The 18,039-nt window shown below is 67.4% G+C and carries 15 protein-coding genes; 6 read left to right on the top strand and 9 right to left on the bottom strand.

Going from position 1 to position 18,039, the window contains the following annotated elements; translation table 11 throughout:
- Positions 1 to 7: 7 nt before the first annotated feature.
- From BLW05_RS17025 to BLW05_RS16990, 8 genes are all read right to left on the bottom strand, one after another.
- On the bottom strand, positions 8 to 1,006 hold the full coding sequence (locus tag BLW05_RS17025) for a Bug family tripartite tricarboxylate transporter substrate binding protein (protein WP_093164387.1): 999 nt from the start codon (positions 1,004 to 1,006) through the stop codon (positions 8 to 10).
- Positions 1,007 to 1,036: 30 nt separating this feature from the next.
- The gene (locus tag BLW05_RS17020; protein ID WP_093164385.1) at positions 1,037 to 2,974 is read right to left on the bottom strand and encodes an acyl-CoA synthetase; all 1,938 of its coding nucleotides are present in this window, start codon (positions 2,972 to 2,974) and stop codon (positions 1,037 to 1,039) included.
- A gap of 77 nt (positions 2,975 to 3,051) precedes the next feature.
- Positions 3,052 to 4,044, bottom strand: coding sequence for a Bug family tripartite tricarboxylate transporter substrate binding protein (locus BLW05_RS17015; protein WP_093164383.1), 993 nt, complete (start codon positions 4,042 to 4,044; stop codon positions 3,052 to 3,054).
- Positions 4,045 to 4,105: 61 nt separating this feature from the next.
- The gene (locus BLW05_RS17010) at positions 4,106 to 5,317 is read right to left on the bottom strand and encodes a CaiB/BaiF CoA transferase family protein (protein ID WP_093164381.1); all 1,212 of its coding nucleotides are present in this window, start codon (positions 5,315 to 5,317) and stop codon (positions 4,106 to 4,108) included.
- Between the two features lie 103 nt (positions 5,318 to 5,420).
- The gene (locus BLW05_RS17005) at positions 5,421 to 6,560 is read right to left on the bottom strand and encodes an acyl-CoA dehydrogenase family protein (protein WP_093164379.1); all 1,140 of its coding nucleotides are present in this window, start codon (positions 6,558 to 6,560) and stop codon (positions 5,421 to 5,423) included.
- 15 nt (positions 6,561 to 6,575) lie between these two features.
- On the bottom strand, positions 6,576 to 7,778 hold the full coding sequence (locus tag BLW05_RS17000; protein WP_093164377.1) for an acyl-CoA dehydrogenase family protein: 1,203 nt from the start codon (positions 7,776 to 7,778) through the stop codon (positions 6,576 to 6,578).
- A 10-nt stretch (positions 7,779 to 7,788) separates the two neighbouring features.
- Complete coding sequence (locus tag BLW05_RS16995; RefSeq protein ID WP_093164375.1) at positions 7,789 to 8,979, bottom strand: acetyl-CoA C-acyltransferase; 1,191 nt, start codon at positions 8,977 to 8,979, stop codon at positions 7,789 to 7,791.
- Between the two features lie 24 nt (positions 8,980 to 9,003).
- On the bottom strand, positions 9,004 to 11,142 hold the full coding sequence (locus tag BLW05_RS16990; RefSeq protein WP_093164373.1) for a 3-hydroxyacyl-CoA dehydrogenase NAD-binding domain-containing protein: 2,139 nt from the start codon (positions 11,140 to 11,142) through the stop codon (positions 9,004 to 9,006).
- A gap of 136 nt (positions 11,143 to 11,278) precedes the next feature.
- On the opposite strand from BLW05_RS16990, the gene BLW05_RS16985 reads away from it, so the two are divergent.
- From BLW05_RS16985 to htpX, 6 genes are read left to right on the top strand one after another with little or no spacing between them, the layout of a single operon-like run.
- Positions 11,279 to 12,190, top strand: coding sequence for a LysR family transcriptional regulator (locus tag BLW05_RS16985; protein WP_093164371.1), 912 nt, complete (start codon positions 11,279 to 11,281; stop codon positions 12,188 to 12,190).
- Positions 12,187 to 12,756: a hypothetical protein gene (locus BLW05_RS16980; RefSeq protein ID WP_093164369.1), complete on the top strand. Its 570-nt coding sequence runs from the start codon at positions 12,187 to 12,189 to the stop codon at positions 12,754 to 12,756. The genes BLW05_RS16985 and BLW05_RS16980 overlap by 4 nt, the downstream gene beginning before the upstream one ends.
- Positions 12,757 to 12,804: 48 nt before the next feature.
- The gene (pyrC, locus tag BLW05_RS16975) at positions 12,805 to 13,845 is read left to right on the top strand and encodes a dihydroorotase (RefSeq protein WP_093164367.1); all 1,041 of its coding nucleotides are present in this window, start codon (positions 12,805 to 12,807) and stop codon (positions 13,843 to 13,845) included.
- The gene (locus BLW05_RS16970; RefSeq protein ID WP_093164365.1) at positions 13,842 to 14,564 is read left to right on the top strand and encodes an NYN domain-containing protein; all 723 of its coding nucleotides are present in this window, start codon (positions 13,842 to 13,844) and stop codon (positions 14,562 to 14,564) included. Before pyrC ends, BLW05_RS16970 begins: the two co-directional genes overlap by 4 nt.
- A gap of 44 nt (positions 14,565 to 14,608) precedes the next feature.
- A complete protein-coding gene (locus BLW05_RS16965; RefSeq protein WP_093164581.1) occupies positions 14,609 to 15,370 on the top strand; it encodes a DUF3025 domain-containing protein in 762 nt (253 codons plus the stop codon).
- 54 nt (positions 15,371 to 15,424) lie between these two features.
- The gene (htpX, locus tag BLW05_RS16960) at positions 15,425 to 16,303 is read left to right on the top strand and encodes a protease HtpX (RefSeq protein WP_093164363.1); all 879 of its coding nucleotides are present in this window, start codon (positions 15,425 to 15,427) and stop codon (positions 16,301 to 16,303) included.
- A gap of 52 nt (positions 16,304 to 16,355) precedes the next feature.
- On the opposite strand, the gene BLW05_RS16955 is transcribed toward htpX, so the two are convergent.
- Complete coding sequence (locus BLW05_RS16955; protein WP_093164361.1) at positions 16,356 to 18,017, bottom strand: NAD(P)/FAD-dependent oxidoreductase; 1,662 nt, start codon at positions 18,015 to 18,017, stop codon at positions 16,356 to 16,358.
- Positions 18,018 to 18,039 lie beyond the last annotated feature (22 nt).

Below are 18,039 nucleotides of genomic sequence, written 5' to 3'. Positions count from 1 at the left end.
GAAAAACTCATTCGAGCTTCGCGCCCGATTGCTTGATGAGGCGCTCCCACACCGGGCGCTCCTGCTTGTAGGCGGCGGCAAAGGCTTCGGGCGAGCTGTCCTTCACCTCGAACCCCATGGCCGCGATGCGCGTCTGCACGTCGGGCTGCTGCGTCGCCTTGCGCACCTCATCCGCGATGCGCTGCACGATCGGCTGGGGCGTCTTGGCCGGCACCGCGATCGCGAGCCAGCCGGTGACGCGGTAGGCCTCGTCCTTCAGGCCCTGCTCGGCCAGCGTGGGCACGTTCGGCAGCACGCTCATGCGACGCTCGCCGCTCACGCCGATGGCCCTGAGCTTGCCGGCCTCGATGTGCGGCTTGGCCACCAGCGCGCTCGCGAAGGCCATCTGGATCTGGCCGCTGATCAGGTCCGTGATCATCGGCGCCTCGCCCTTGTAGGCCACGTGGTTCATGTCGGCCTGCTGGGTCAGGCTCATGTGCGCGCCGGCCAGGTGCGGATAGGCGCCGATGCCGTACGAGCCATAGGCGACCTTGCCCTTGTTCGCACTGACGTACTTGAGCAGTTCGGGGGCGGTCTTGACCGGCACGCTCGGGTGCACCACCAGCACCAGCGGCGCTGCCGCGATCTGGTAGACCATCGTCAGGTCGCGCTGCGGGTCGTAGGGCAGCTTCTCGTAGAGGAACTGGTTGGTCAGCAGTGAATTGCTCAGCGACAGCACGATGGTGTAGCCGTCGGGCGCGGCCTTGGCGACCGCGTCGGTGCCGATGATGCCGGCCGCGCCGGCCCTGTTGTCGACGATGACCGGCTGGCCCATGCTGGCCGCCATCTTCTCGCCGATCACGCGGGCGAGCACATCGGTCGCGCCGCCGGCCGGAAAGGGCACGACCAGCTTGATCGGCTTGGTCGGGTAGGTCTGCGCGTGGACGGACGCGAGGCTGCCGCACAGCGCGACCGTGCACGCTGCTGCCCGCAGCCACGCGCGGCGGCTGGAAATCGATCTGTTCATGGCTTGTCTCCGGAAGATTGTTTGACGCAGCTATTGCAGGACCACCTGCGTCTTGAAAGGCAGGCGTCCCAGCACCTGCTGCAGTTGCGCGTGCAATGGCGCGGCCTGGGCGCCGACGGCCGCTGTATTGACGACGACCTTGAGCGCGCTTTCGCCATCCGCCTCGACCTGCGGCCGCGCCGCATCGCCGAGGCCGAGTGACGCACAGGCTTCGTCGACGATCGCCGCCGCCACCCTGCGCGCGGCCATCGCGCGCAACTGGGGCTTGTAGATCTTGCCGACGTTGGTCATCGGCATGTGCTCGATCACGATCACCGACTTGGGCTTGGCGGGCGCTTCATCGACGCGTTCGCCGGTGAAGGCGAGCAGCTCCGCCTCGGTCGCCGATGCGCCGGGCACGAGCGTCGCGAAGATCACCGGCAGTTCACCCGCATAGGCGTCGGGCGCGCCCACCGCGGCGCACAGCTGCACCGCGGGATGCGCGCCGAGCGCATCCTCGATCACCTTGGGATCGATGTTGTGGCCGCTGCGGATGATCAGGTCCTTGGAACGGCCCGAGAGATTGAGCCGCCCTTCTTCGTCCAGCCAGCCCAGGTCGCCGGTCGCGAGCCAGCCGTCGGCGGTGAACGCCTTCGCGGTGTCGGCCGGATCGACGAAGCCCGAGAACACATTGGGCGACTTGAAAAGCACCATGCCCTGCTCGCCGGCCGGCAGGTCGCGATCGCTCGCGTTGCCGTTCTGGTCGAGTGCCACGATGCGCATCTGCGAGTAGGGAAGCCGGAAGCCGACGCAGCCCGCGGGTCCGTTCACGCCCGGCGGCGTGATGGTGGAAATGCCCGCCATCTCGGTCATGCCGAGGCTCTCGTGCACATGCAGGCCGAAGAGCCGCTCGAATCGCGCCGCCAGTTCGGGCGGCAGCACCGCCGCGCCGGTGCGGCAGTAGTTGATCGACGAGATGTCCGCGCCGGCCAGCGGCACGTTGGCCAGGGCCGCGAGCACCGTGGGCACCGCCGAGAGCGAAGTCGCCCGGTACTTCTCGACCAGCCGCCAGTAGTTCGCCAGCACCTCCTTGTTGCGAAGCAGCGATGGCGTCGGGATGATCATTTCCACGCCCGCCGACAGCAGCGCCAGCGAAGCCGGCAGCACGCCCGCGACATGGAACAGCGGGTAGCCGTTGATCGAGGTGTCCTTGGCGCTCTGGCCGGTGAGCTTGATGCTGGCCCACGCGGTAAAGACTTGCGCGCCGTGGCTGTGCCGCGCGAGCTTGGGCGCGCCGGTGGTGCCGCCGGTGTGGAAGTACGCGGCGATGTCGCTGGCCTGGATGTCGCGTCCGCTCACCAGTCGATCGTCAGGTTCCTTCGCGCGCTCCACGAGGAAGTCCTGCACGCCAGCGGGCAGCGGGCCAGTGCTGCCCGGCGCCTCGTCGTGCGGCGCGACGCGAAGCACAGTGGTGAGCGAGGGCACCTGTTCGCGCAGGCGCATCGCCTTCGACCACATGCCGGACTCGACATCGTTGCCGTAGGCGATCAGCACCTTCGCGCGGCCCGCCTTCATCAGCGAGACCAGCTTCTCGTCCGTCAGGAGCGGATTGAGCGGTTGCGCAATGCCGGCCGCTGCGCCGCCCCACAGCGCGAGGTGGTATTCGAGACAGCCCGGCAGCAGGATCGCGACCGCATCGTCCGGCCCGACGCCGAGCCGGTGCAGCAGGTTCGCGGTCTGGTGGATGCCGTTCATCAGCTGCGCATACGACCAGCGGATCGGCGCGTCGTCCGGATTGCCGGTGCGCAGGAAGGTCAGCGCGGTCTTGTCGCCGAAGGCGGCTGCCGAGTTGCGGAAGATCTCGTAGGTGCTGCGCACCGTGAGCGCTTCGCCAAGCGGCGTTTCCTCCAGCCTGCGGATGTCGGCCACGCTGCGGATCGGAAACGATGCAGTGAAGGGCGCCGCGATGGGCGGATGGTTCGTGCTCATGACGAGGCTCTCTCAGGGATGGCCGAGCGCGATGTAGCGCTGCAGGTGAATCTTCATGACCTCACTCCTTGCTTCGGCTAGTTGACGGCGATCTGCTTATCGCGGATTACCTTGCCCCACTTGTCGAAATCGGTGCGGATGCGGCTCGCCATCTGCGTCGGGTCACCGAACGCGGCCGCCGCACCTGCCTTCACCAGGCGCTCCTGGACCTCCTTGTCGGCGAGGATCTGCTTCACCTCGGTGCTGATGCGATCCACGATCGGCTTGGGCGTGCCCGCGGGTGCCAGCAGGCCGCCCCAGGAGACGGCGTCGAAGCCCTTGAAGCCCTGCTCCGCGATGGTCTTCACGTTCGGCAACTGGACGATGCGCTGCGGTGAGCCCACGGCAATCGCGCGCAGCTTGCCGGCCTGGATGTGCGGCAGCGCGGCCACGAGGTCCGCATACATCACCGGCACCTGGCCGCCCAGCAGGTCGGTCACGGCCGGCGTGCCGCCCTTGTAGGCGATGTGCTGCATGTCGAAGCCGCCGAGGCTCTTGAGCATCTCCATCGTCAGGTGGCCGAAACTGCCCGGGCCCGAACTCGTGTAGTTGAGCTTGCCGCCATCGGTCTTCGCCTTCGCGATCAGGTCGGGCAGCGTCTTCACGTCGGGCAGCACCGTGGGGTTCACCACCACCACGATCGGCAGGTCGTACACGGTGGCGATTGGCGCGAAGTCCTTCAGCATGTCATAGCCCGCGGCCTTGTACAGATGCGGTGCCAGCAGCGTGGGCGTGGCGAGCATCATCAGCGTGTAGCCATCGGGCGCGCTCTTGGCGACGAACTGCGCCGCGATGGTGCCGGAAGCACCGGCGCGGTTTTCCACCACCACGGGTTGCTTGAGCCGCTCGGCCAGCTTCTGGCCGACCACGCGCGAGGCGGTGTCGGTCGGGCCGCCTGGCGGGAAGGGCACGATCAACTTGATCGGCTTCGAGGGCCACTCCTGTGCCATGGCGGGAACAGCGGAGAGAACGGCCAGCGTGGCGAAAGCCATGCCCAGAGCGCCTCGGCGAGTGAAGTTTGCGAATTTCATCGGTTTTCCAGTTCAGTTCAATTCCCCGGGGCCACGAAGTGCGCGAGCCTGGGGAGAGCTCCTACAAGACCCCGTCTCGCCGCAGCGCGGCGATGGTCCCGGCATCCATGCCCAGCAGGCCGCCGAGCACTTGATTGGTATCCTGCGCGAGCAGGGGCGGCGCGGCGCGCACGGGCAGCCGCTGGCCGTCGATGCGGTACGGCGGCGCGAGCACCTGCACGCGGCCGGTCTCGGGATTGGGCAGCTCGGCCACGAGGCCCGCTTCGGCGGAACGCGGCGACTGCAGCGCTTCCAGCAGGCCCAGCACCTCGCCGCACGGAATACCTGCCGCGGTCAGGCGCGTCAACAGCAGCTCGCGCGGCCTGCGGCCGAGTTCGGTGCGCAGCTCCGGCAGCAGCGCGTGGCGGTTCTGCGAGCGGCCGATGTTGGTCGCGAAGCGCTCGTCGGTCGCGAGGTCGGGCCGGTCGAGCACGTCGGTGCAGAAGCGCTGGAACTGCGCGTTGTTGCCCACGGTGACGACCAGCGGACCATCGGCCGCGTCGAACACGCCGTAGGGCACGATGGACGGATGCGCATTGCCGTACTTGGGCGGGTCGTTGCCCATCAGCAGCGCCTCCATGCCGTAGTAGGCGGTGATCATCAGGCCGCAGTCGTACAGCGCCATCTCCACATGCCGGCCCTGGCCGGTGCGCTGGCGATCGAACAGCGCCGCGAGGATGGCCTGCGCGGAATACATGCCGGTGAACATGTCCACGGCCGCCACTCCGAACTTCAGCGGCCCCTGGCCTTCCTCGCCGTTGAGCGCCATCAGGCCCGCCTCGCCCTGCACCACGAGGTCGTAGCCGGGGCGGGTCGCCTCGGGGCCATCGCTGCGGTAGCCGGTGATCGAGCAGTACACGATGCTCGGATTGACGGCCTTCAGCGATTCATAGTCCAGGCCCATCTTCGCGATGCCGCCGAACTTGAAGTTCTGGATCACCACGTCGCTCTTCTTCGCGAGCTCGCGCACGATGCGCTGGCCCTCGGGCTTTTGCAGGTCCACGCCCAGCGACTGCTTGTTGCGGTTCGCGCTGTTGAAGTAGGCGGTGTTGCGCGAGCCGACCCGGATGCCCCAGTCGCGCGTGTCGTCGCCCCGGGCGGGGTGCTCGATCTTGATGACTTCGGCGCCCAGGTCGCCGAGCGCCTGCGCGCACATTGGGCCGGCCAGCACGCGCGACAGGTCCAGCACGCGCACGCCGGACAAAGGCAGACGAGGTTCGCCGTTCGCGCTCATGACTTTCTCTTCAGCCCGGTGAAGTCGGGCTTCTGCTTGGCCAGGAAGGCATCGATGCCGGGAGCCGATTCGGCGCTTCCCTGCGCTTCGGTCGATCCGATGGTCATTGCGCCAGTTCCCGGCCGAGCTCGATGAAGCGCTGCAGGTGGTGGTCTTCGTCGCCGAGCTGGTGGTCGATCATCACCAGCCGCTTGGCGAAGTGCGCGAGCGGCAGCTCCCAGGTCATGCCGATGCCGCCGTGCATCTGGATGCTCTCCTGCGCGACCAGCGTGCCGATGCGGCCGATGCTGAACTTCGCGGCCGACAGCGCGCGCTCGCGCGTGACGCGGTCCGAATCCATCGCCGCCGCCGCGTTGATGACGGCCGAGCGTGCCTGCTCGATTTCCAGCAGCAGGTCGGCCATGCGGTGCTGGAGCGCCTGGAAGCTGCCGATGAACACGCCGAACTGCTTGCGGGTGCGCAGGTACTCCAGCGTGGCGTCCTTGGCCGATTCCATCGCGCCGAGCGCTTCGGCGCACAGCGCGAGCACGCCGCGTCCGACGGCGCGTTCGAGCGCTTCGAAGCCCTTGCCTTCGGCGCCGAGCAATGCATCCGCGCCGACCTTCGTGTTGTCGAACGTCAGCTCCGCCACACGGCCGCCGTCGATCGCGGGGCAGCCGCGCACCTTGAGTCCCGGGGTGTTCGCCGGCACGAGGAACAGCGAGATGCCTGCTTCGTCATCCATGCCGCCCGAAGTGCGCGCGGAGACCACGAAGAGGTTGGCCTGTTCGCCTTGCTGCACCACAGCCTTCGCGCCATCGAGCACCCAGCCGTCGCCGCTGCGTTCGGCGCGCGTCTGCACGCGCGACAGCTCGTAGTGCGATTCGGGTTCGTCATTTGCGAAGGCGGCGATGGTGGCGCCGCTCATGATGTCCGCGAGCTTCGCCTTCTGTGCGGCGTTGCCCGCGACAGAGATCGCCTCGCCGGCCATCACGGCACCCAGCAGTGGCTCCACCACGAGCCCGCGCCCCAGTGCCTCGAAGACCACCGCGACGTCGAAGCCCGCACCGCCGAAGCCGCCATCGGCCTCGCTGAACAGGGCACCGATCACGCCCAGCTCCGCGAACTGTTGCCAGATCTGCTGGCTGAATCCTTCCTTCGATTGCGCGATGCGATTGCGCGATTCGAATCCGTACTGCTCCGCGATGAAGCGGTTCAGGCTGTCGGCGAGCATGCGCCGGTCTTCGGTGTGTTCAAAATTCATATCGGCCTCCGATGCTCACAAGCCCAGGATCATCTTGGAGATGATGTTCTTTTGAATCTCGTTCGAGCCGCCGAAGATCGACAGCTTGCGGTTGTTGAAGTAGCGTGCCGCCGCAGCCGGCGCGGGGCTGAACGCCTCGCCGGCAAAGCCTTCCGCCAGCGCCTCGGCGACGAAGGGCCGCGCCTGCGCGCCCATCGCGCGCCGCGTGAGCGACGAGATCTCCTGCCGGATCTCGGTGCCGCGGATCTTGAGCATCGAGCTTTCCGCGCCGGGCACGCCGCCGCCAGCCACCGCCGCGATCACGCGCAGGTTGGTCGTCTTCATGTTCTCCAGGTCGATCTCGACTTTCGCCATCCGCGCCGCGAAGGCCGGGTCTTCGGCGAGCGGTCGGCCGTTCTTCTTCTGCTTCGCGGCGATGACCTTGAGCTGCTCCATCGCCGCAACCGAGAAGCCCACGCCCGCGATGTTGGTGCGCTCGTAGGTCAGCAGGTACTTGGCGCAGGTCCAGCCCTTGTCTTCCTCGCCGACGAGGTTCTCGGCCGGCACGCGCACATCGGAGAAGAACACCTCGTTGACTTCATGCTCGCCGTCGAGCGTGATGATCGGGCGCACATCCACGCCCGGCGACTTCATGTCGATCAGGAGGAAGCTGATGCCTTCCTGCTTCTTGGCGTCCTTGTTGGTGCGCACCAGGCAGAAGATCATGTCCGCATGCTGGCCCAGCGTGGTCCAGGTCTTCTGGCCGTTGACGATGTAGTGGTCGCCCTGCGCGTCGCGTCCGCGCACGGCGGAGGTCTTGACCGATGCGAGGTCCGAGCCCGCGCCCGGTTCCGAATAGCCCTGGCACCACCAGTCGCTGCCGTCGAGGATGCGCGGCAGCCAGTGCTGCTTCTGCGCCTCGTTGCCGTACTTGATGAGCACCGGACCGAGCATGTTCACACCGAAGGGCACGATGCGCGGCGCGTGGGCGAGGGCGCATTCGTTCTCGAAGATGAACTTCTCGACGGCGGTCCAGCCCGGGCCGCCGTACTGCTTCGGCCAGTGGTTGGCGAGCCAACCGCGCTCGTTGAGGATGGCGTGCCATTCCTGCATGTCGGCCTTGGTCAGGTGCTTGCCGGTCGCGACCTTGTCGGACAGGCGCTGGGGCAGCTTCGCGGCCAGGAAGGCGCGCACCTCGTCGCGGAAGGCTTCTTCCGCGGGTGTGAAGTTCAGGTCCACGGCGGACTCCTCAATAGATTTCAAAAAGGCCCGCAGCGCCCATGCCGCCGGCGATGCACATCGTGACCACCGCGTACTTCGCGCCGCGGCGCTTGCCTTCGATCAGCACATGGCCCGCGAGGCGCGCGCCGGTCATGCCGAAGGGGTGGCCGATGGAGATCGCGCCGCCGTTGACGTTGAGGCGTTCCGACGGAATGCCCAGCTTGTCCTGGCAGTAGATCGACTGCGAAGCAAAGGCCTCGTTGAGTTCCCACAGGTCGATGTCCTGAACCTTCAGGCCGTGGCGCGCGAGCAGCTTCGGCACCGCGAAGACCGGGCCGATGCCCATCTCGTCGGGCTCGCAACCGGCGACCGCCAAGCCACGGAAAGCGCCCAGCGGCTTGAGGTTGGCGCGCTCGGCTTCCTTCGCTTCCATCAGCACGCAGGCCGAGGCGCCATCGGACAGTTGCGAGGCGTTGCCGGCGGTGATGAACTTGTCTTCGCCCATCACCGGCTTGAGCTTCGCGAGCGCGTCGTAGGTGGTGCCGCGGCGGTTGCAGTTGTCTTCGGTGGCGGTGACCTCGCGGTAGGTGACTTCCTTGGTCTCCTTGTCGGTCACCGCCATGGTGGTGGTGCACGAGACGATCTCGTCCTTGTAGCGGCCGGCGATCTGCGCCTCTTCGGTCCTGCGCTGGCTCTCGGCGGAGAAGCGGTCCTGCGCCTCGCGGCTGATGCCGTAGCGCTGGGCGACGATGTCGGCGGTCTCGATCATTGCCATGTAGAGCGCGGGCTTGTGCTCGACGATCCACGGGTCCATGCCACTGTCGCCGCTGTCGGTGGCGCTGCGGGTGCGGATCTGCGAGATGCTCTCGACACCGCCCGCGATCATGGCCGGGGCGCCGTCCACCACGATGCGGCCGGCGGCGATCGCGATCGCCTGCAGGCCCGAGGCGCAGAAGCGGTTCACGGTGGTGCCGGCGATCGAGATCGGCAGGCCGGCGCGGATGATCGCCTGGCGCGCGATGTTGCGGCCGGTGGTGCCTTCGGGGTAGCCGCAGCCGAGGATCGCGTCCTCGATCAGCGCCGGGTCGAGGCCCGAGCGCTCCACCGCGGCCTTGACTGCGAAGGCGGCCAGCGTGGGGCCGGGCGTGATGTTGAATTCGCCGCGATGCGCCTTGGTGAGCGGTGTGCGGGCGGTGGAAACGATGACGGCTTCGCGCATGGGAATGTCTCCTGGGACCTGTGATTACTCGGATTGATTGAGGCTTGCGAAATCGGCGCCGCGTTCGACCAGCTCGACCAGCAGCGGCGAGGGCTTCCAGAACAGCGGGTCCTGCTTCTCGAATTCACGGATGTCGGCGAGCACCTTGGCCAGGCCCACCGTGTCGGCGTACTTCATCGGGCCGCCGCGATGGCGCGGGAAGCCGTAGCCGTAGAGGAAGGTCACGTCCACGTCGAGCGGGCGCAGCGCGATGCGCTGGTGCACCACGTTCGCGCCTTCGTTGATCATCGCGGCCATGTAGCGGCGCATGATTTCCTCGTCAGTGAAGCTGCGTGGCGTGATGCCCGCGCGCTCGCGTTCGGCATCGATGATCGCGAGGACCTCGGGGTCGGGCTGGCCGGTGCGCGCGCCTTCGGGGTACAGGTAGTAGCCGCGCTGCGTCTTCTGGCCGAACCAGCCGCGCTCGCAGATGCGGTCGGCCACTTGCACGTAGCGCGCCTTCGGATCCCGCGTCGCGGCCTTGCGCTTGCGCGTGGCCCAGCCGATGTCGCCGCCGGCGAGATCGGACACCTGGAACGGCCCCATCGGGTAGCCGAAGTCGCGCACCGCCTGGTCGATCTGGTAGGGCGAGGCGCCGTCTTCCATCATGTGGTCGGCCGCCTGGCGATAGACCGCGAGGATGCGGTTGCCGATGAAGCCGTCGCACACGCCGGCGCGCACCGGCACCTTCTTGAGCTTCTTCGCGAGCTCGAAGCCGGTGGCGACCACGTCGGCGCTGACCTTCGCGGGCACCACGATCTCCAGCAGCTTCATGATGTTGGCCGGCGAGAAGAAGTGCAGGCCCACCACGTCCTGCGGGCGCGAGATGCTCGCGGCGATCTCGTCGATGTCGAGGTACGAGGTATTGGTGGCGATCACGGCGCCGGGTTTGCACACGCGATCGAGCTCGGCGAAGACGGCCTTCTTGACGCCCATCTCCTCGAACACTGCTTCGACCACGATGTCGACCTTCGCCAGTGCGTCGTACGAGGTCGAGCCGGTGAAGCGCGCCATCACGGCGGCCTTGGCTTCGGGCGTCATGCGGCCCTTCTGGATCAGGCCGTCGTAGACCTTCTCCACATTGGCGCGGCCGCGCGCGAGCTGCGTGTCGTCGCGCTCGATCATGGTGACCGGGATGCCCGCGTCGAGCATCGACACCGCGATGCCCGCGCCCATGGTGCCGCCGCCGACGATGCCGGCCGAATCGAGCGGGCGCGGCTTGGCGGCCTTGGTCTCGGGTGCTTTCAGCACTTCGCGTTCGGCGAAGAACGCATGGATGAGTCCGGCGCGCTGCGGACTGTCGATGCATTGCAGGAACAGCTTGCGCTCCAGCGCCATGCCTTCATCGAAGGGCAGGGTCAGCGCGGCCTCGACCGCTTCGACGATTTTCATCGGCGAGAACAGGCCGCGGCTCTTCTTCGCGGTGTCGGCGCGTGCGGCGTCGAGCGCGGCGCGGCTCGCGGTGGCATCGGCCAGTGCCTGCGCGTCGCGCGTGCGGCGCACGGGGGCCTTGGCGGCGATGAGTTCCTTCGCGTAGGCGAGGCCTTCTGCGAAGGCATCGGCGCCAACGCCTGCGCGGTCGATCAGGCCGAGCGAGAGGGCTTCCTTGGCGCCCGCATGGCGGCCGCTCAGCATCAGCTCGATCGCGGGCTTCACGCCGATCAGGCGCGGCGTGCGCTGCGTGCCGCCGGAGCCGGGGATCAGGCCGAGAGCCACTTCGGGCAGGCCCAGCTTGGCCGAGGGCACCGCGAGGCGGTAGTGGGCGGAAAGGGCGATCTCCAGCCCGCCGCCGAGCGCCGCGCCGTGGATCGCGGCCACCACCGGCTTGTTGCAGTCCTCGATGCGCTTGCAGACCTCGGGCAGCGACGGCGGCTGCGGCGTCTTGCCGAATTCGCGGATGTCGGCTCCGGCGATGAAGTTGCGGCCCGCGCCCACGATCAGCACTGCGGCCGCGTTGACATCGGCCTCTGCGGCTTCGATCGCGGCGACGAGGCCGCGGCGGACGTCGACGCCGAGCGCGTTGACCGGCGGGTTGTCGATGGTGACGACGAACACATCGCCATCGCGGCGGAAGCTGACGGGAGAAGACGTGGATGAGGGCGTGGAAGAAGCGGGGGAAGCCATGCAGTGTGTCTCCGAGGGCGCGAACCAGAACGGTTCCTTGAGGGTGAACCTCGGATTCTTGGGCTCGCGGGCGCCTTTGACAATTGCATTCGCGATTGACAGACTGTCAAAGAATTTTTGACAGAATCGGGCTTGCATGGATCTGCAATCGCTCACTCTCCTCGTCGAAATCCTGGACGCCGGCAACCTCAGCGAGGCCGCGCGCCGGCTCAAGATGACCCGTGCGAACGTGAGCTACCACCTGAACCAGCTGGAGCGTTCGGTGGGCGCCCAGCTCGTGCGCCGCACCACGCGCCGCGCGGAGCCGACCGAGATCGGGCTGCGGCTGTACCAGCACGGTCTTGCCATCCAGAGCGAGCTCGCGGCGGCACGCGAGTCGGTCACCACCCTCGGGCAGAGCCTGCTCGGCCGGGTCCGCCTGAGCGTGCCGAGCGGCTACGGGCAGATCGTGATGTCCGAATGGCTGATCGACTTCAAGCGCCAGTACCCGGGCATCGTGCTCGACGTGCTGTTCGAGAACCGCATCGAGGACCTGCTGCGCGACGAAGTCGACATCGCGATCCGCGTGATCCCGGAGCCGCCACAGAACCTCGTCGCGCGCGATCTCGGCCCGGTGCGCTACGTCGCTTGCGCGTCGCGCGAATACGCGGCGCAGCACGGCTTGCCGATGCAACTCGACGAACTGCAGTCCGCGCCGGTGGTCACTGCCGCGGTCATCGGGCGCCAGCTGCGCGTCGCGGCCTACCAGGGCGAGGAACGACGCGAAGTGGTGCTGGAGCCGACGCTGATCTCGGAGAACTTCCTTTTCCTGCGGCAAGCGATCCTTGCGGGGCTCGGCATCGGCCTCGTGCCCGACTACCTCATGAACGACGACGTGCGGCGCGGCGATGTGCTGACCACGCTCGACGACTGGCGGCTCAGCATCTTCGGCACGCAGATGTACATGCTCTACATGCCCAACCGGCAGCACACGCGGGCCACGCGCACCTTCATCGATTTCATCCTCGCCAGGGTCCGAGGCGCCTCTCCAGTAGCATCGCAGGCATGAGCTTCGAAAACCTGACGATGAGGAGCCCTGGGTCGGATGCGTACGTGCTCGGCACGCCGATCGAGGTGCTGGACGGTGCTGCCAGCGTGGGAATCGTACGAACGGTCGTGCTTGCGGCTACAGGCGACGAGATCCTGCTGGGCGATTTCGAGGCGACCAATCAGGCGGACTTCCTGGCCAGACGCATCGCGAAGCTCGTCATCGCGGAAGTGGTCAACTTCGTGGCCACCACCTACGAGGCGATCAGTGGCATCGAGATCATGCTGGGCCGCGACATCGACGGCTTCGAGGGCCGGCAGGCCTATCTGGCGCAAGCCCGCGCGGACCTGCTGCAGAGCATCGGCGCGCGGAACGTCCAGGTCGCGCCGAAGCCGCTTCGCGGCAAGGAAGCGCACTTCGCGGTCAGCGGCATGTGGGCGTACGACCGTCCCAGCCTCGAAGCGCTCGAAGCCGTGCTGCACGCGGAGCGCGCCGCCTACGCGCAGTTCAAGGCGGCGCAGATCACGGCCGCGCCCGCGCCCCGGCGTCGCTCGGTGCTGAGCCGCGTCTTCGCGTCGAACGACTGAACATTTGTTTCCAGGCGCCGGGGCGGCGCGATGGGACAATCCGGCCCCATGAACAGCCCCGTCGACACCCTCACCATCACCCGCCCCGACGACTGGCACCTGCATGTGCGCGATGGCGCCGCGCTCGAAGCCGTGGTCCCGCATTCCGCACGCCAGTTCGGCCGCGCGCTGATCATGCCGAACCTGCGTCCGCCGGTGACCACCGCCGAGCAGGCCGTGGCGTACCGCGAGCGCATCCGCGCCGCGGTGCCTGCCGGCACGGATTTCGAGCCGGTGATGTCGCTCTACCTCACCGACAACCTGCCGCCCGACGAGATCCAGCGCGCTGCCGACGCCGGCGTGCGTGCCCTCAAGCTCTACCCCGCCGGCGCGACGACCAACAGCGATGCCGGCGTCACCGACATCCGCAAGACCTACGCGACGCTCGAAGCGATGCAGAAGCACGGCTTGCTGCTGCTGGTGCACGGCGAGGTGACCGATCCGGCGGTCGACCTCTTCGACCGCGAAGCGGTGTTCATCGACCGCGTCATGATTCCGCTGCGCCGCGACTTTCCCGAACTCAAGGTGGTGTTCGAACACCTCACGACGATGGAAGGCGCGCACTACGTGCGCGACGCGAGCCGCTTCACCGCCGCGACGATCACCGCGCACCATCTGCTCTACAACCGCAACGCGATCTTCACCGGCGGCATCCGGCCGCACTACTACTGCCTGCCGGTGCTCAAGCGCGAGACGCATCGCGTCGCGCTGGTCGAAGCGGCCACCAGCGGCAGTGATCGCTTTTTCCTCGGCACCGACAGCGCGCCGCATCCCGCGCACCTCAAGGAGCATGCGCTCGGCTGCGCGGGCTGCTACACCGGCCTCACCGCGCTGGAGCTGTACGCCGAAGCCTTCGACAAGGCCGGCGCGCTCGACAAGCTCGAAGGATTCGCGAGCTTTCATGGTGCGGACTTCTACGGCCTGCCGCGCAACAAGGGCACCGTCACCCTGCGCCGCGAAAACTGGACCGTGCCCGAGACCGTGCCCTACGGCGATGCAACGCTGAAGCCGCTGCGCGGCGGTGAAACCGTCGGCTGGAGAATGGTGTGAACGCCCCGCTGTGCGTGGCCCTGCTGATCGACGCCGACAACGTATCGGCTGACGTGATCGAGCAGGCCGTGCAACTCACGAAGGCCGAATACGGCAGCATCCATGTGCGGCGGGCGTACTGCAACGTGGAGACGGCGCTCAAGCAGCACGGTCTCTTCAAGCGCCTCTCGGTGCGGCCGATGGTCAACATCTCCGCCGGCAAGAACAGCACCGACATCGCGATGGCGGTCGATGCCATGGACCTCGTGATCGCCGAGCGGCCGGATGTGGTGGTGCTGGTGTCGTCGGATTCGGACTTCGCGCCGCTGGTGATCAGGCTGCGCGAGAAGGGCTGCCGTGTCTGCGGCATCGGCCAGCAGGGCAAGACGGGCGATGACACCGTGGCGATCTACGACAGCTTCGTCGATCTCCTGCATCACCAGGTTCCGAAGAAGGCCGTGCCGGCCAAGCGCACCCGACGGGCCAAGGTCGCTCCGCCACCCGCGCCAAGTGTTCCGGATCTGCCCGACGAGGTGGTTCGCATCCTCGACGCGGTGGTCGAATTGGCGACGGGCAACAAGGTCGAACTCAATCTGGCTGCCGAACGGCTGCGCGCCGCCAAGCTCCTGGGCAAGAGCGCGAGCTCGCCGAAGCTGTTCAAGAAGCATCCCGAGCTGTTCCTGCTGACACCCGAGAAGACGCCCAACAAGGTGCAGTACGTCGGCCCCATGCGGTCGTGAGCGCATCCGCCGACGTCTGGGGCTTCGATACGAGCGCGCCCTGGATGGCGACCTACGCTGCGCGCGTGTCGAACGTCGCTGCGAAGGTGGCGCAGGGTACCAGCGTCAGCGAAGCGCTCTCGGGTGAATCGGCATCCATCGCGCTGGCTTCGGGCCCGCTGCGGTTCGTGCCCGGGGACAGCGCGCCGCCGGGCGAGGCCTACGAAGCCTTCATCCATCGAACCGCGTGCGTCCCCACGCGCGACAACCTGCACGACTTCTTCAATGGGTTGGTCTGGCTGCACTATCCCGAAAGCAAGCGGCGACTCAACGAACTGCAGGCCGCCGAGATCGCGCGTGACGGAATCGGCGCCACGCGCGGGCCGCTGCGCGATGCGCTGACGCTGTTCGACGAGAACGGCGCCGTGCTCGATGCGCCCAAGCCGCTGTGGGATGTCTTGCGCGCCCGCGATTGGCGAGGCCTTTTCGTCACGCATCGACCGTTGTGGCGCGAGGCGCGATTGCTCGTCTTCGGCCATGCCTTGCTCGAGAAGCTGACCGTGCCGCGCAAGGCGGCAACCGCCCATGTCCTCATCGCGCCGGGGGAAATGACATCGGGCGCTTTGGACGATGCGACCATTGCCGCTTCGCTCCACCCTGCGCATCTGGCGACCAAGCCTTTCACCCCGTTGCCGGTGCTCGGTGTGCCAGGCTGGTGCGTTCAAAACGAGAACTTTTCCTTCTATGATGATTCGGAAGTCTTTCGTCCACGCAGGGACGCAGAACGAAGTCCAACCCCCAGTCCCTGCGACGGCGGCGCAGCTTGAAGCGGGCCGGTCCGGCCCCCATCTGTGCCACGTTTGCCTCACGGAGAAATCAACTTGAAACGCATCCTTCTGTTTGTGCTGACCAACGTCCTGGTCGTGGCGGTGCTCGGCATCGTCGCGAGCCTGCTTGGCGTCAATCGCTTCCTCACCGCCAATGGGCTGAACCTTGGCGCGCTGCTGGGCTTTGCGCTCGTCATGGGCTTCGGCGGCGCGATCATCTCGCTCCTGATCAGCAAGCCGATGGCCAAGTGGTCGGCGGGCGTTCGCATCATCAACGATCCGCAGTCGCCCGATGAGGCCTGGATCGTTCAGACGGTCAAGAAGTTTGCCGACAAGGCCGGCATCGGCATGCCGGAGGTCGGCATCTTCGAAGGCGAGCCCAATGCCTTCGCCACCGGTGCGTTCAAGAATTCGTCGCTGGTCGCGGTCTCCACCGGCCTGCTGCAGAACATGACCCGCGAGGAAGTCGAGGCCGTGATCGGCCACGAAATCGCGCACGTCGCCAACGGCGACATGGTCACGATGACGCTGATCCAGGGCGTGATGAACACCTTCGTCGTGTTCCTCTCGCGCGTGATCGGCTATGCGGTCGACAGCTTCCTGCGCCGCGGCGACGACCGTTCCTCGGGTCCCGGCATCGGCTACTTCGTGACCACGATCGTGCTGGACATCGTGCTCGGCTTCGCCGCCGCGATCGTCGTCGCCTGGTTCTCGCGCCAGCGGGAGTTCCGTGCCGACGCAGGCTCCGCGCAGCTCATGGGCCGCAAGCAGCCGATGGTGAACGCACTGGCCCGCCTCGGTGGCCTGCCTGCGGGCGAGCTGCCGAAGTCGGTCGAGGCGATGGGTATCACCGGCAAGCTGGGCAGCCTGTTCGCGACGCACCCGCCGATCGAACAGCGCATTGCTGCGCTGCAAGCTTCGCAGCAGGCCTGATCAAAGGGCCCGCTCGACAAAGCCAAAGCCGCCTTCGGGCGGCTTTTTTCGTTCAGGCGGCTTGCGCGGCGATGGTCCGCGCCACCGCTTCGGCCACCTTCAGACCGTCGACGCCCGCCGACAGAATCCCGCCCGCATACCCCGCGCCTTCACCGGCCGGGTAGAGGCCACGCAGGTTGAGGCTCTGGAAGTCGTCGCCGCGCCCGATCCGGATCGGCGACGAGGTGCGCGTCTCGACGCCGGTCAGCACCGCGTCGTGCAGGTCGAAGTCCTTGATCTTGCGGCCGAAGGCCGGGAAGGCTTCGCGCATCGCTTCGATCGCGTAGGTGGGCAGTGCGGCGTGCAGATCGCCGAGCGTCACGCCCGGCTTGTAGGACGGCTCGACGCTGCCGAGCGCAGTCGACGGCTTGCCCGCAATGAAGTCGCCCACCAGCTGCCCCGGCGCGCGGTAGTTGCTGCCGCCGAGCACGTAGGCGTTCGATTCCAGCGACCGCTGCAACTCGATGCCCGCGAGCGGCGAACCGGTACGGCCGTCTTCCCAGCCCGGGTAGTCGCTCGGCTCGATGCCCACCACGATGCCGGCGTTGGCATTGCGCTCGTTGCGCGAGTACTGGCTCATGCCGTTGGTCACGACACGGCCCGGCTCGCTCGTCGCCGCGACGACGGTGCCGCCGGGGCACATGCAGAAGCTGTAGACCGATCGCCCGTTGCTCGCGTGATGCACCAGCTTGTAGTCGGCCGCGCCCAGCAGCGGATGCCCGGCATGTCGGCCCCAGCGCGCACGGTCGATCAGGCCCTGCGGATGCTCCACGCGAAAGCCGATCGAGAAGGGCTTGGCCTCGATGTCGACGCCGCGCTCGTGCAGCATCGCGAAGGTGTCGCGGGAGCTGTGGCCGAGCGCCATCACCACCTGGTCGGCGCGCAGTTCGCTGGTCTGGCCGGTGCGCTGGTCGAGCACCGTCAGGCCGCGCAAGTGTTTGCCGTCCGGTCCGTCCTCGACCAGCACGTCGGTCACGCGCTGTTCGAAGCGGATCTCGCCGCCGAGTTCGATGATCTGCTCGCGGATGTTCTCGACCACCTTCACCAGCTTGAAGGTGCCGATGTGCGGATGCGCGACGTAGAGGATCTCCGGCGGCGCGCCGGCCTTGACGAACTCCTCCATCACCTTGCGGCCGAGGAAGCGCGGGTCCTTGATCTGGCTGTAGAGCTTGCCGTCGGAAAAGGTGCCGGCGCCGCCTTCGCCGAACTGCACGTTCGACTCGGGGTTCAGCACGCCCTTGCGCCAGAGGCCCCAGGTGTCCTTCGTGCGCTCGCGCACCGTCTTGCCGCGCTCCAGCACGATCGGCTTGAAGCCCATCTGCGCAAGCGCGAGCGCGGCGAAGATGCCGCAGGGGCCGAAGCCGACCACCACCGGACGCAGTGCGAGCCCGGCGGGGGCCTGGGCGGGCGGGTGCCACGCCATGTCGGGCGTCGGCGCCACGCGGGGGTTCTCGGCGAACCGGGCGAGCAACTGCGCTTCGAGCGCCGGGTCCGCGAAGGCCACATCGAGGATATAGACCTGCAGCAGTTGCACCTTGCGCGCATCGAAGCTGCGCTTGTAGACCTTGATCGCGCTCACCGCGCCGGGCGGCGTGCCCAGCAGGGCGTTGACGGCGTGAGAGAGGGCCGCTTCGTCATGGTCGAGCGGCAGTTTGATTTCAGAAATTCGCAGCATGTCGTGGGCTTGTGGTTATCAA

It is taken from the genome of Variovorax sp. YR216 (assembly GCF_900107745.1).
Taxonomy (GTDB): domain Bacteria; phylum Pseudomonadota; class Gammaproteobacteria; order Burkholderiales; family Burkholderiaceae_C; genus Variovorax.
Note: the sequence above shows the minus strand (reverse complement) of the source record. Positions and strands in the feature narration are given on the sequence as shown.

What these genes read in the sequence shown, in the direction of transcription:
- pyrC (WP_093164367.1), top strand. Translation starts at nt 12,805, where the DNA reads ATGAACAGCCCCGTCGACACCCTCACCATCACCCGCCCCGACGACTGG.
- BLW05_RS17005 (WP_093164379.1), bottom strand. Translation starts at nt 6,560, where the DNA reads ATGAATTTTGAACACACCGAAGACCGGCGCATGCTCGCCGACAGCCTG.
- BLW05_RS17020 (WP_093164385.1), bottom strand. Translation starts at nt 2,974, where the DNA reads ATGAGCACGAACCATCCGCCCATCGCGGCGCCCTTCACTGCATCGTTT.
- BLW05_RS16955 (WP_093164361.1), bottom strand. Translation starts at nt 18,017, where the DNA reads ATGCTGCGAATTTCTGAAATCAAACTGCCGCTCGACCATGACGAAGCG.
- BLW05_RS17015 (WP_093164383.1), bottom strand. Translation starts at nt 4,044, where the DNA reads ATGAAATTCGCAAACTTCACTCGCCGAGGCGCTCTGGGCATGGCTTTC.
- BLW05_RS17010 (WP_093164381.1), bottom strand. Translation starts at nt 5,317, where the DNA reads ATGAGCGCGAACGGCGAACCTCGTCTGCCTTTGTCCGGCGTGCGCGTG.
- BLW05_RS16980 (WP_093164369.1), top strand. Translation starts at nt 12,187, where the DNA reads ATGAGCTTCGAAAACCTGACGATGAGGAGCCCTGGGTCGGATGCGTAC.
- BLW05_RS17025 (WP_093164387.1), bottom strand. Translation starts at nt 1,006, where the DNA reads ATGAACAGATCGATTTCCAGCCGCCGCGCGTGGCTGCGGGCAGCAGCG.
- BLW05_RS16965 (WP_093164581.1), top strand. Translation starts at nt 14,609, where the DNA reads ATGGCGACCTACGCTGCGCGCGTGTCGAACGTCGCTGCGAAGGTGGCG.
- BLW05_RS16985 (WP_093164371.1), top strand. Translation starts at nt 11,279, where the DNA reads ATGGATCTGCAATCGCTCACTCTCCTCGTCGAAATCCTGGACGCCGGC.
- BLW05_RS16995 (WP_093164375.1), bottom strand. Translation starts at nt 8,979, where the DNA reads ATGCGCGAAGCCGTCATCGTTTCCACCGCCCGCACACCGCTCACCAAG.
- BLW05_RS16990 (WP_093164373.1), bottom strand. Translation starts at nt 11,142, where the DNA reads ATGGCTTCCCCCGCTTCTTCCACGCCCTCATCCACGTCTTCTCCCGTC.